This window comes from Mycolicibacterium austroafricanum, assembly GCF_902705885.1.
Classification (GTDB): domain Bacteria; phylum Actinomycetota; class Actinomycetes; order Mycobacteriales; family Mycobacteriaceae; genus Mycobacterium; species Mycobacterium vanbaalenii_A.
In genome coordinates this window covers 301401-314082 of record NZ_CACSIP010000001.1, presented here as the reverse complement: position 1 = coordinate 314082, position 12682 = coordinate 301401, and the positions used below count along the sequence as shown (strand labels likewise).

General features: G+C 68.8%; 12 protein-coding genes. 7 read left to right on the top strand and 5 right to left on the bottom strand.

Annotation, left to right across the window (positions count from 1 at the left end):
* Window positions 1-4: 4 nt before the first annotated feature.
* Window positions 5-871: an iron-sulfur binding domain-containing protein gene (locus tag BEMPMBAN_RS01595; RefSeq protein WP_159228815.1), complete on the bottom strand. Its 867-nt coding sequence runs from the start codon at window positions 869-871 to the stop codon at window positions 5-7.
* Between the two features lie 28 nt (window positions 872-899).
* Here BEMPMBAN_RS01595 and BEMPMBAN_RS01590 point away from each other — a divergent pair, with 28 nt between their 5' ends.
* Entirely contained in the window at window positions 900-1520 is a 621-nt protein-coding gene (locus BEMPMBAN_RS01590; RefSeq protein WP_159228662.1) for a carbonic anhydrase, read from the top strand.
* Window positions 1521-1579: 59 nt separating this feature from the next.
* Window positions 1580-2356: a hypothetical protein gene (locus tag BEMPMBAN_RS01585; protein WP_200845828.1), complete on the top strand. Its 777-nt coding sequence runs from the start codon at window positions 1580-1582 to the stop codon at window positions 2354-2356.
* Window positions 2357-2365: 9 nt separating this feature from the next.
* On the opposite strand, the gene disA is transcribed toward BEMPMBAN_RS01585, so the two are convergent.
* The 3 genes from disA to BEMPMBAN_RS01570 form a co-directional block, all read right to left on the bottom strand.
* Window positions 2366-3484: a DNA integrity scanning diadenylate cyclase DisA gene (gene disA, locus BEMPMBAN_RS01580; protein WP_159228661.1), complete on the bottom strand. Its 1119-nt coding sequence runs from the start codon at window positions 3482-3484 to the stop codon at window positions 2366-2368.
* A gap of 43 nt (window positions 3485-3527) precedes the next feature.
* A complete protein-coding gene (gene radA / locus BEMPMBAN_RS01575) occupies window positions 3528-4916 on the bottom strand; it encodes a DNA repair protein RadA (protein WP_159228660.1) in 1389 nt (462 codons plus the stop codon).
* A gap of 87 nt (window positions 4917-5003) precedes the next feature.
* The gene (locus BEMPMBAN_RS01570) at window positions 5004-5615 is read right to left on the bottom strand and encodes a copper chaperone PCu(A)C domain-containing protein (protein WP_159228659.1); all 612 of its coding nucleotides are present in this window, start codon (window positions 5613-5615) and stop codon (window positions 5004-5006) included.
* A 318-nt stretch (window positions 5616-5933) separates the two neighbouring features.
* Between BEMPMBAN_RS01570 and carD the strand changes: the two genes are divergently transcribed.
* From carD to rlmB, 4 genes are read left to right on the top strand one after another with little or no spacing between them, the layout of a single operon-like run.
* Window positions 5934-6422, top strand: a complete 489-nt coding sequence (carD, locus tag BEMPMBAN_RS01565) for an RNA polymerase-binding transcription factor CarD (protein ID WP_043412998.1) — start codon at window positions 5934-5936, stop codon at window positions 6420-6422.
* A gap of 8 nt (window positions 6423-6430) precedes the next feature.
* Window positions 6431-6928, top strand: coding sequence for a 2-C-methyl-D-erythritol 2,4-cyclodiphosphate synthase (gene ispF, locus BEMPMBAN_RS01560; RefSeq protein ID WP_159228658.1), 498 nt, complete (start codon window positions 6431-6433; stop codon window positions 6926-6928).
* A 47-nt stretch (window positions 6929-6975) separates the two neighbouring features.
* Window positions 6976-8367: a cysteine--tRNA ligase gene (gene cysS / locus BEMPMBAN_RS01555; protein ID WP_159228813.1), complete on the top strand. Its 1392-nt coding sequence runs from the start codon at window positions 6976-6978 to the stop codon at window positions 8365-8367.
* Window positions 8367-9308: a 23S rRNA (guanosine(2251)-2'-O)-methyltransferase RlmB gene (gene rlmB / locus BEMPMBAN_RS01550; RefSeq protein WP_159228657.1), complete on the top strand. Its 942-nt coding sequence runs from the start codon at window positions 8367-8369 to the stop codon at window positions 9306-9308. Before cysS ends, rlmB begins: the two co-directional genes overlap by 1 nt.
* A gap of 22 nt (window positions 9309-9330) precedes the next feature.
* On the opposite strand, the gene BEMPMBAN_RS01545 is transcribed toward rlmB, so the two are convergent.
* Window positions 9331-12075 (bottom strand): helix-turn-helix transcriptional regulator, encoded by a 2745-nt coding sequence (locus BEMPMBAN_RS01545; RefSeq protein WP_234897250.1) that lies wholly within the window; start codon window positions 12073-12075, stop codon window positions 9331-9333.
* A gap of 301 nt (window positions 12076-12376) precedes the next feature.
* Between BEMPMBAN_RS01545 and BEMPMBAN_RS01540 the strand changes: the two genes are divergently transcribed.
* Complete coding sequence (locus BEMPMBAN_RS01540) at window positions 12377-12676, top strand: hypothetical protein (RefSeq protein WP_159228656.1); 300 nt, start codon at window positions 12377-12379, stop codon at window positions 12674-12676.
* The last annotated feature ends 6 nt before the right edge of the window (window positions 12677-12682 follow it).

The following is a 12682-nucleotide window of genomic DNA, read 5'->3' as shown; positions in this document are numbered from 1 at the left end:
GGGCTCATCCCTCGCCGCACAGCGCGAACCGGCCATCTGCCGTCTGCTCCACCAACCCGTCGACCAGCAGCGAGTCCAGTGCTCGGTCCCGCTGGGCGGTGTCGGTTGTCCACGCCAGGTCGAGCTCCGCCCGTGTGACAGGAAAAGCGTTGCCGCGCAACACATCGAGCAGTCGACCGCGTACCTGGCGGTCGGTGCCTGCGTATCGCTGCGTCCGCCGGGGCGGGCCGGTGCCGGCCGGGAACCCTCTCGACCGCCATGCGCACCGACTCAACGGGCATACCCCGCAGCGTGGCGCGCGCGCCGTGCACACCGTGGCGCCGAGTTCCATCAGTGCAACCGAGAACGCCGGTGCCCGCACATCATCGGGCAGAAGGGCCGCGACGTCGTCGAGGTCACGCGCCGACGGTGGCGCGGCGTCCTCGCGGCCGTGCACGGCCCTCGCGACCACCCGCCTCACGTTCGTGTCGACCACGGGGACCCGGCGCTGATAGGCGAAGCAGGCGACCGCGCGCGCGGTGTAGGTGCCGACACCGGGCAGCGCCAGCAGTGTGTCGACGTCCTCGGGCACGACGTCGCCGTGCTCGGTGGCGATCACCGTCGCGCATTCGTGTAGTCGCTTGGCCCGCCGGGGGTAACCGAGCTTGCCCCAGGCCCGGAGGACATCGGCGGCACTGGCTGCCGCCGTCGCCGACGGGGTGGGCCAGCGGGCCACCCACGCCAGCCAGATCGGCTCCACCCGAGCGACCGGTGTCTGCTGCAGCATGAACTCGCTGACCAGGATCTGCCACGCCGAGACTCCGGGACGCCGCCATGGCAGGTCGCGCTGGGCGTGTGCATACCAGTCGAGCAGTTCACCCGAATCGATCATGGAAGCCCAATCGGGCAGAATGACGACCATGCCCAACTCGAGTCCGTTAACCGCCTGGAAAGCACTCAAGGAGGGTAACGAGCGGTTCGTCGCAGGCAAGGCCGAGCATCCCAGCCAGAGCATCGAGCACCGGGCCAGCCTTGCCGGAGCCCAGAAGCCGACCGCGGTGGTGTTCGGATGCGCCGACAGCCGGGTGGCCGCCGAGATCATCTTCGACCAGGGCCTGGGCGACATGTTCGTGGTACGTACCGCCGGCCACGTCGTCGACAGCTCCGTGCTCGGGTCGATCGAGTACGCCGTAACCGTCCTGAACGTCCCGCTGATCGTGGTGCTGGGCCATGACAGCTGCGGCGCTGTCGGAGCGACGCTGACAGCCCTCGATGACGGACAGGTGCCGGGCGGCTATGTCCGCGACGTGGTGGAACGGGTCATTCCGTCGATCCTGTCCGGCCGCCGCGACGGACTGACCCGGGTGGACGAGTTCGAGGCCAGGCACGTCACCGAAACCGGCAAACAACTGCTCAGCAGGTCGACGGCGATTGCCGAGGCGGTGCAGAGGGGCGATCTGGCCATCGTCGGGCTGACGTACCAGCTCGCCGACGGGCAGGTGGTGTTGCGCGACCATATAGGTGATATCGGCGAAGGCTGAGGCGCGACACGCCGAGCGACCTCGAACGTGGTGGCCTGACGTGCCCTTACCGTGATGTGGTGCTGGATCTAGAACCGCATGGCCCCCTGCCTCAACAGATCTACTGGCGACGCAGGGCGCTGGCGCTCGGCATCGCGGTGCTCGTCATCGGCGTGATCGCCGCCATCGTCGCGGTGGTCGTGATGAACAGCACCAGCTCCGAACAGCCCACCGCGAACGAGTCCGCGGCGTCGGCAGAGGCCGCTCCACCCACCCCGCTGCCCGGGGAGAACCCCGAGGTCAAAACGCCGATCCAGCCGCCGGCTCAGGACGCTCCGCCGCCCACCCCCACTCCGACGGCCGCCGTCGTGCCACCGCCGCTGCTGCAGGAGGGTGACGACTGCCCCGACTCCACACTCGCGGTCAAGGGCATCACCAACGTGCCGCAGTACGTGGTCGGTGACCAGCCGAAGTTCACCATGGTCGTCACCAACATCGGCCTGGTCGCCTGCCAGCGTGATGTGGGCGCCGCCGTGCTGGCCGCGTACGTGTACTCGCTGGACAATCAACGCCTGTGGTCCAACCTCGACTGCGCACCGTCCAACGAGACGCTGATCAAGACCTTCCAGCCGGGCGAGCAGGTGACCACCGAGGTGACGTGGACCGGGATGAGTTCCGCCCCGAACTGCCCGCTGCCGCGCGAGCCCATCGGGCCGGGGACCTACAACCTGGTCGTGCAGTTGGGCAACCTGCGTTCGGCCCCCGTGCCGTTCGTCCTCGCCGATTCGGCCGCCCCGCCCGGGCAGGGCACCGCCGACGGCGCGCAGCACATGCCGATACCGGGTCCCGTCGGCTGAATGCGGCGGTCAGGCGAGCCGGTCGGCGATCGTGGATTCCGCCAGCGCTGACAGGCCTTCTCGGATGTGGCGGGCCCACATCGACCCGATCCCGTCGACCGATTGCAGGTCGCTGGCGCTGGCCGCCAGCAGACCCTGCAGTGATCCGAACGAGCGGACCAGCAGGTCGACATGGGCGAACTGCAGCCTGGAGATGCCCGCCATGGCGCGGTAACCGCGTGAGCTCATCGCGGAGTCCTGGGCTTCGGCGGTCGACGGATACCCGAAAACCCGTGCCAGGGTGGTGAAGTCGAGCAGCTCGCCGTCCGAGAGGCTGTCGAGCTCCTCGAGGGTGGCGCTGACCTGAGTCGTGGACGGGGGATCCGGGTTGGCGTGGTAGTCGCGCACGATCAGCTCACGGTCGGTGTCGTTGTCCCCGACGAGTTCCTCCAGTTGCAGCTTGAGCTGCCTGCCGTCGGTGCCCAGCTCGACGACGTCGGAGTCGATCTCGAGGCTGATCCGGCGCACCATCTCCAGCCGCTGCACCACCGTCATCACGTCGCGCAGCGTGACGAAATCCTCGATCTCGGCGGTGGACAGCTGCCTGCTGACCTCGTCGAGGCGGGTCTTGTAGCGCTCCAGGGTGTCGATGGTCTGATTGGCCCGCGACAGGATGGTGGCCGACTCGGGCACCACGTGGCGCTCGCCGGCGACGTAGACGGTGACGATGCTCATCGAGTGGCTCACCGAGATCACCGGGTAACCGGTCTGGATCGCGGTGCGCTCCGCGGAGCGGTGCCGGGTACCGGATTCCTCGGTGGGGATCGACGGATCCGGAACCAACTGGACATTGGCGCGCAGGATGCGGCTGCCGTCGCTGGACAGCACCACCGCGCCGTCCATCTTCGACAGCTCGCGTAACCGGGTCGGGGCATACCGGACGTCGAGGGAGAAGCCGCCGTCGCAGATGGTCTCGACGCCGTCGTCGTAGCCGATGACGATCAGGGCGCCGGTCCGACCCCGCAGGATGCGCTCCAGGCCGTCGCGCAGAGCTGTTCCCGGCGCCAGCCGGGCGATCGTCTCCCGCAGCGTGGGGCGCGCCAAGGGCACCACGGTGCGGGTGGCCCGACCCGTCGACTTCACGGCCATGTCTTCTCCACGGTTGGGTCGTCGGCTCTGCCCCGGACCTACTTCAGCTTGCGTCATTCTTGCTGATCCGTCGCAGCGCCTGCAACGCCGTGGTGATGTCGTCGGCCGAGACCACCTGCAGCCCGGGCGGCGCGGACGTCACACCGGCGGGGACCACCGCACAGGTGAACCCGAGCCGGGCGGCTTCGGCCAGTCGGCGGTCCATGCCGGTGACCCGCCGTAGATCCCCGGCCAGGCCCACCTCGCCGATGGCCACCGCGGTCGTCGGCATCGCCAGGTCCACGTATGCCGATGCGATCGCCAGCGCCACCGCGAGGTCCGACGACGAGTCCGTCAGCCGCATCCCGCCGACCGTGGACAGGTAGATGTCGTTCATCCCGACGCGGAGCCCGGCCCGTTTCTCCAGCACCGCGGTGATCATCGCGGCGCGCGAGGAGTCGATACCGCTGACCGCACGCCGCGGGCTGCCGCTCGCAGGCGAACCGATCAGCGCCTGCACCTCGCCGATCATCGGGCGTTTGCCGTCGAGCGTGACCGTCACCGCGGTGCCCGACACCGCCTTGGGGCGCTGGTCGAGGAACAGGCCGGAGGGGTCGGAGACACATTCGATTCCGTTGTCGTGCAACAGGAAACAACCGACTTCATCGGCCGCGCCGAATCGGTTCTTGACGCCGCGCACCATCCGCAGTGACGACGAGCGGTCACCTTCGAAGTGCAGCACGACGTCGACGAGGTGCTCGAGGGAGCGGGGGCCGGCGATGGCGCCCTCCTTGGTGACGTGCCCGACGAGCAGGATGGCCACGCCGGTCGTTTTCGCCGTCATCGTCAGCGCGGTCGTCACCGCGCGGACCTGGGTGACACCGCCGCTGACACCGTCGACCTCGGCGGTGGACATCGTCTGGACCGAGTCCACCACCACGAGCGAGGGCTGCACCGCGTCGATGTGACCGAGTGCAGTCTGCAGATCCGACTCCGCAGCGAGATACACCTCGTCGTGGGTGCAGCCCGTGCGTTCGGCCCGCAACCGGATCTGGCCGGCGGATTCCTCACCGGACAGGTACAGCGCGCGCCGCCCGGTCTGAGCCCAGCGGTGCACCACCTCGAGCAGCAGCGTCGACTTGCCGACGCCCGGATCGCCCGCCAGCAGCGTCACCGAACCGGGTACCAGGCCGCCGCCCAGAACCCGGTCCAGTTCGCTGACGCCGGTGCGGAAGTGCCGGGTGGTGCCGGGGTCGATCGAGCTGATCGGAACGGCAGGGGAGGACGGGGCGACCGCGCGTGCGGTGACGGACGCGGCAGCCGTCAGCAGGGCGACTTCGTCGACGGTGCCCCAGGTGCCGCACTCAGGGCAGCGGCCCACCCACTTGGCGGTGGTGTGCCGGCATTCCGAACAGCGGTACTGCGAACGCGTTTTCGAATTGACCCGGGCCACGCCGTGACGGTAACCGTAGGGACCGACATAACCTCGCCGATTATCGGCCGTGTCTCGAACCGATGAGCTCGGTCCGGCCGGGTCGGTCTAGTGACCGCCGCCCGAATGGCCGCCACCCGATTCGCCGCCACCCGATTCGCCGGAGTCGCGATGGGGCGCCTCACCGGCCGAGATCGGGACGGCGACGGTGGTCTCCCCCGCTTTCTCGAAGGTGAAGGTGAAGTCGTAGGTCAGGCCGTTGGTGACCGGCTTGGACAGCTCCACGGTGGCCTGGGCGGTGTCCGCGGGCTCGACGCTCTCCAGGGGGCTGGGCTGACCGTCGGGGGTCCCGACAACCAGAACGCCGTTGACCGGCACGCTGGTGTTGCCCTGCAGCGTCACCTCGCCGACGTCTGTGGTGATCGAGACGAGCTCGTCGCCGACGTCCGGTGAGGTGTTGGCGGCGACGAAGATCAGGTCGACGTCGGTGCCGGGCTCGATGTAGTCGGTCGTCTGGACGGCGTACATGTGGATGTTGCGCAGGGCGATGTCACCCGCAAGGCCACTGGTGCCGTTGATCGCCGCTTCCTGGGTCGCGGTCTGGGAGACCTGACCGGCACTGCAGCCGCTCAACGCAGCAGCCGCGGCCAGCCCGCACGTCGCGAGCGCGACGGGGACGGTCCGCCCGGGTGCACGAGTGCGCCGTTTGAAGGGGTTCACTTGGGCCTCCTGCTCGGCCGGCTGGGCGACGTGGCACGCCTGGTCCACGGTGGTTCCGGCGGTTCGACTATGCAGAGTAGTAGGTCATGGATGTGCGCGGTAGCGCAGGGGCGATGCGTCTCGCGGACAGCCGATTCCAGGCCTTGCCGGCGGCCGGGTGGCGACCGCGAACGCCCGGTTCAGCAGGGCCGGCCTTGCACGGATTCATTGGCCTGTCAACCCCTAGTGTTACCCAACGATGGCCCCTGACCTGCATCGTTGATCCGCACCCGATGGCGGCCCGTGTTAACATCGAGGGGTGAAAGGGGCTCGAAACTGATGATTTTTAAGGTCGGAGACACCGTCGTCTATCCACACCACGGTGCTGCGTTGATCGAGGCGATCGAAACCCGGACCATCAAGGGCGAACAGAAGGAATACCTCGTCCTCAAGGTCGCCCAGGGAGATCTCACTGTTCGGGTACCCGCTGACAATGCCGAGTACGTGGGCGTGCGCGATGTCGTCGGACAGGAGGGCCTGGACAAGGTCTTCCAGGTGCTGCGTGCCCCGCATACCGAAGAGCCCACCAACTGGTCACGTCGCTACAAGGCCAACCTCGAGAAGCTGGCCTCCGGGGACGTGAACAAGGTCGCGGAGGTCGTGCGTGATCTCTGGCGTCGGGACCAGGAGCGCGGACTGTCGGCCGGCGAGAAGCGGATGCTGGCCAAGGCGCGGCAGATCCTGGTCGGTGAGCTGGCGCTCGCCGAGAACACCGATGACGAGAAGGCCGCGACAATTCTCGACGAGGCACTCGCCGCCGCCTCCTGACGGCGCTGATGTCGACCCCGAGAGTCGGGCTCGGCACCGACGTACACCCCATCGAAGCCGGACGTCCGTGCTGGCTGCTGTGCCTGCTGTTCGACGACGATGACGGCTGCGCCGGACACTCGGACGGCGACGTGGCCGCGCATGCCCTCTGTGACGCGCTGCTGTCGGCGGCGGGCATGGGTGACATCGGTGCCGTCTTCGGCACCGGGCGTCCGGAATGGCGCGGAGTCAGCGGCGCCGACATGCTCCGGCATGTGCGTTCGCTGTTGGCCGACGCGGGATTCCGGGTGGGGAACGCCGCCGTGCAGGTCATCGGCAATCGCCCGAAGATCGGCCCGCGGCGCGCCGAGGCGCAGCGCCTGCTGTCAGAACTCCTCGACGCGCCGGTGTCGGTGTCTGCGACCACCACCGACGGCCTCGGTCTCACCGGCCGGGGAGAGGGGCTGGCGGCGATCGCCACCGCGCTCCTGACAGCCGATGTGGTCGGCGATGACGATCAGGCCTGAACTGGCCGGTAAGCTGGCCCGTCGTGACCGAACGCCCCGCATCTGGGATGCGGCTCTATGACACCTTGTCTGGCGGTGTGCGCGATTTTGCGCCACTGCGGCCCGGTCACGTCTCGATCTACCTGTGTGGCGCCACCGTGCAGGGACTGCCCCACATCGGCCACGTCCGCAGCGGTGTCGCCTTCGACGTGCTGCGCCGGTGGCTCTCGGCCAAGGGCTTCGACGTGGCGTTCATCCGTAACGTCACCGACATCGACGACAAGATCCTCCACAAAGCCGCCGACGCGGGACGGCCGTGGTGGGAATGGGCGGCGACCTATGAGCGGGCGTTCACAGCGGCATACGACGCTCTGGGGGTGCTCCCACCGTCGGCGGAGCCGCGAGCAACCGGGCACATCACCCAGATGGTCGAGCTGATCGAAGCGCTCATCGATCGGGGACACGCATATGCCGGTGACGGGGACGTGTACTTCGACGTCGCGACGTTGCCCGAATACGGCAAGCTCTCCGGACACAAGCCCGACGACGTCCACCAGGGAGAAGGCGTCGCGACCGGTAAGCGCGACCAACGTGACTTCACGTTGTGGAAGGGCGCCAAACCGGGGGAACCCTCGTGGCCGACGCCCTGGGGGCGTGGCAGGCCGGGTTGGCACACCGAGTGCGTCGCGATGTGTGAGGCGTACCTCGGTCCCGAGTTCGACATCCACGCCGGCGGCATGGATCTGGTGTTCCCGCACCACGAGAACGAGATCGCCCAGGCCGAGGCCGCCGGGAACGGGTTCGCCAACTTCTGGCTGCACAACGGCTGGGTCACCATGGGCGGCGAGAAGATGAGCAAGTCGCTGGGCAACGTGTTGGCGATACCCGCTGTGCTGCAACGGGTTCGGGCTGCCGAGCTGCGCTACTACCTGGGCAGCGCGCATTATCGGTCGATGCTGGAGTTCTCCGAGAACGCGCTACAGGACGCCGCCAGGGCCTACACCGGCATCGAGGACTTCCTTCACCGGGTGCGCAGTCGAGTGGGTGCGGTGGTGCCGGGTGAGTGGACCCCCAGGTTCGGTGCGGCCCTCGATGACGATCTCGCGGTGCCCGCGGCGATCGCCGAGGTGCACGCGGCCAGAGCCGAGGGCAACCGGGCACTGGATGCAGGCGATCACGAGACGGCGCTTACCCATGCGATGTCGATCCGGGCGATGATGGGGATCCTCGGAGCCGACCCGCTCGACGAACGCTGGGAGTCTCGCGACGAGACGTCGGCCGCGCTGGCGGCGGTGGACGTGCTCGTGCTCGCCGAGGTGCGGCGACGTGAAGATGCCAGGGCACGTCGCGACTGGGCGGAGGCCGACGCGATCCGCGATCGGCTCAAGGAAGCAGGCATCGAGGTCACCGACACCGCCGACGGTCCTCAATGGTCACTATTGGACGGGTCGGACAAGTAATGGCAGGCAACTCTCAGCGGCGCGGCGCGGTACGCAAAACCGGCACCAAAAAGGGGCCGACGGTCGGCTCCGGCGGTGTCCGGCGTCGTGGCCTGGAGGGCAAGGGCGCGACACCGCCGGCGAGTCAGCGGCCCCACCACCCGGCCGGCAAGCGCGCTGCGCAGGCTGCACGCAAGCAACAGGGCAGGCACAAGAAAACCGACGACACCGAGATCGTGCTCGGCCGCAACCCGGTACTGGAGTGTCTGCGCGCCGGTGCCCCGGCGACCGCGCTGTACGTGGCACTGGGCACCGACTCCGACGAACGGCTCACCGAAGCTGTGCAGCTCGCCGCCGATAAGGGGATCTCGATCCTCGAGGTACCGCGCCACGACCTGGACCGGATCGCCGCCAACGGCATGCACCAGGGCCTGGCCCTGCAGGTTCCACCGTATGACTATGCGCACCCCGACGACCTGCTCGCCGAGTCGAAACGTGATGCGGCGCCACCGCTTCTCGTCGCGCTGGACAACATCTCCGACCCGCGCAATCTCGGCGCGATCATCCGCTCGGTGGCTGCGTTCGGCGGGCACGGGGTGCTGATTCCGCAGCGCAGATCCGCGTCGGTGACCGCAGTGGCGTGGCGCACCAGCGCCGGTGCCGCGGCGCGGCTGCCGGTGGCCCGGGCGACGAACCTCAATCGCACCCTCAAGCAGTGGGCCGACTCCGGCCTTCAGGTCGTCGGGCTCGACGCAGACGGCGACACCGCGATCGACGAGATCGTCGGCGACGGACCGGTTGTGGTGGTGGTGGGCTCGGAGGGCAAGGGTCTGTCGCGACTGGTCCGCCAGAACTGCGATGCCGTCGTGTCGATTCCGATGGCCGGGCCGACCGAGTCGCTCAATGCATCGGTCGCAGCCGGCGTGGTGCTCGCCGAGATCGCCCGGCAGCGCAGGGGATAGCCGGACGCCGGGCAACCGGCGGTCAGAAGCGCCCGCGCAGGCGAGCGGCGATCTGCGCCCGGGACCGGATGCCGAGTTTGCGGTAGACGCGGGTGAGATTGGCCTCGACGGTCTTGAGGCTGATGAACAGCGCCGCGGCGATGTCACGGTTGTTCATCCCGGATGCGGCCAGTTCCGCGACGCGCTGTTCGGTGGCGGTCAAGTCGCCGGGCTGATTTCGGCTCGGCTTGGTGCGGGCGAGTTCGGCGTGGGCGCGCGCCGCCCATAGCGGTGTGTTCAGCTTCTCGAACGTGTTCAGTGCTTCGGTCAGCGCGGAGGACGCGGCTTCCCGCCTTCGTTGCCGGCGCTGGAGTTGACCGACAAGCAGCAGCGTGCGAGCGCGCTCGAACGGCATCGGCAGCCGGTCGTGTTCTCTGAGCGCCTGAGTTGCGGCGCTGATTGCGGCGTCGATGTTGTTGTCGAAAGCCAGCAGGGCGGCGCGGCCGCGGGCGCCGAGGGCGAGCATCCATGGCCGGTCCAGGCGGCGGCCATTGTTTTCCAGCCGCTCGATCAGGGCCTGCGCGTCAGCGCGGCGCCCCAGCCCGAGGAGCGCCTCGATGGCATCGGGCAGAAACGGTGCGACGTTGATCTCGGTGGCTTCCGGAGTCTGGTCCAGTCGTGCCAGTACCGGCGCGACGATCGCCTCCGCGGCAGGAAGATCAGCCACGGAGATCTCCAGAAACGCGAGGATCGCCACCGGCCACACGTCGATCGCGTCCGAGCCGAAACGGCGGGTGGCGGCGAGCGCCTCCCTGGCGTCGCGGCGAGCATCGTCGACCCGGCCGGCGAATGCGGCCAGGGCAGCGCGGGTGGTCAGCGCCACATACAGCGGAAAATCACCTCCCAGCTGGGACGCCCGTTCTACGGCGTCGTCGGTGATCGCCGTGGCCTCGGAGGGGTTGCCCCGCCACAGTTCCAACTGCGCGTGATGAAGGGCCAGGTAGATGAGGTCGACTTCGCGGCCGCCGGCGAGGCACCGCCTGCGAAGTGTGGCCATCAGCTCATGGGCGCGGTCCAGCTGTCCGGTCCACAGCGCCAGGAGCGCGTTGTTGGTGCTGGGGCGCAGCGCCAGCGGCATCGCGGCGCCGGGATCTTCCAGTTCGACGGCCCGAGCGAGTGCGTCCTCGTCGACGCCTTGCCCGAGAAGGAACCGCTGAACGGTCTGTATTCCCAGTGCTTGCGCGAGCAACTGCGGGTCGGCGAGATGCTCGGCGTCGGCCACTGCGTCATCGAGGGTGCGCAGCGCACTGGCGTGATCGCCGGCATTACCTTGAGCGAACGACAGGTTCACCGCGAGCTGCGCGCGGAGGCCCGGGTTGTCGCCGGCTTCTGCAAGCGCTTGGTTGAGTAGGTCGGCGGCCTCGCCGAAGCTGTCGTCGACCATCCGCACCTCGGCGAGCAGTCGCAGCGCCTGGATGCGGGCCTTGCCCGTGGTCGGCTCGGCGAGGACTTCGTCGAGCAGGGTCCTGGCCCGCCGGACATCCCCGGCGTGCAGCAGATAGCCCGCCATCCGGATACGTCGGGTCATGGTGCCGCCCCCGAGTCCGACGGACAGTTCGAGCAGCTCGGCCGCTGCTGCGGGGGCTCCACGCCGGCGCGCCGAAGCGGCGGCCGCGTCGAGGGACTCCCACAGAACCGCATCACCGTGGACGGAACCCAGGGCCAAATGTCTGGCCGCCAGCTCCGGTTCTTTCACGCTTTCGGCCAACCGCCGATGAATCGCCCGGCGCCGGCCGGCTGCGGCGCCGGTGTAGACGCCGTGGGCGAACAACGGGTGCGCGAAGCGCGGATGCTGGCCGTCGATGTTGATCACACCGTCGACTTCGGCAACCTCCAGTAGCTCGGCAGCCCGGGAGACATCGGTCCCGATGGCGTGGGCGACCAGGGCCACGGTGGGCGTTCCCGCGCAGGCCACCGCCAGGAGCGCGTCTTGAACAGCGCTGGGCAGGCTACCGATGCGGGCCCGCACCACTTCGGTCAGCGTCGCCGGGAGCGGCACCTGGTTGGCCGCACCCGAGGTGGGTGCGGCGGCGTCGATCGCCCGGGCCAGTTCCAGTGCGTAGAAAGGGTTTCCGCCCGAGGACTGGTGAATTCGGCGCAGCCCCGGACGCGTGAACGAGCGGTTGAGCCGTTCGGCGATCAACGCGCCGACTCCGCCGAGGCTCAGCGGCCGCACCCGAAGCCGGTCGACTGCGTCCGGACGGGACAACTGCACGCGTGCGCTTGCGGCGACGCCGGCGGCATCGTTGCGCGCGGTGACGAGCACCCCCACCGGTCCGGTGAAGCGGCGCGTGGCGAAGGTGATCACCGCCATGCTGGAGGGATCCAGCCATTGCAGGTCGTCGATGGCCAGCAACACCGGGGACGTCGCGGTCAGGTTGTCCAGAGCCGACACCATCGCGGCAGACAACGCGTGCTGGTCGGTGCCGCGTCCGTCCGCTTGGGTGCGCAACAGCACCGTCTCGACCGCGCCACGTTGCGGCGCAGGCAGTTCGGCGAGCACCGCATGGTCGACGTCGGTGAGCAAGTCCTCCAAGGCGGCATAGGCCAGAACCGACTCGGATTGCGCGCCGCGCGCCGAGAGCACCTTGAACCCCGACTCGGTTGCCTGCGACAACGCCGCCAGCCATAGCGTGGTCTTGCCGATGCCGGGCTCACCCTCGATCACCAGAGCCGCGGGGGCTACGGCCGCTGCGGCCAAGAACCCATCGATGGCGCGAGCTTCCACGGGTCGGCGCACCGTGGTCTGGTTGCGCAGTGGTGATGCGTTGCCTGCCGGGGGCGGCTGCGCTGGAGCACGCGGCCGTGGCAACCGTGACTCCACCAGTGGGAACCTCCCTGGGTTGCCAGGAATCGAGGGAATGACGAGCGTATCAGTTCGATCGGGTCGAGCAGGGGTTCCCCGATTAGCCAGCGGCGGTGTGACCTCGGCCGAGGGGGTTGACCCTCGCGATTGTTGACCGGCGGGAGCGAAAACATGAGGGAATTCCCTGATTTGTGGGGGCTTCGGCACGCCTACGGTTTGCACCGTGTGGACTGAGGAGTGCGGCTACTACCTGGTGGAGTGGTATCGCCCCGAGTTCACCGCACACGACCTCGACGCAATCGTGGCCGGCTTGTCCGGAGGCGCCATCGCCAGCGCCACCGACTCAGGATCCGCGCCGACGTTGATAGCGGTGTTGGCCGCTCCCGCCGACGAGGTCGTCTACGGTCTGTTCGCCGCGGCGTCGCCGGACTCGGTGATCGCGGCGTGCGCGCACGCCGGCACCCCCGCCGAGCGGCTCACCAGCGGGGTGGATGCGCGCATCCTGGAAAGCCAGGTGCGGTGAACGGGC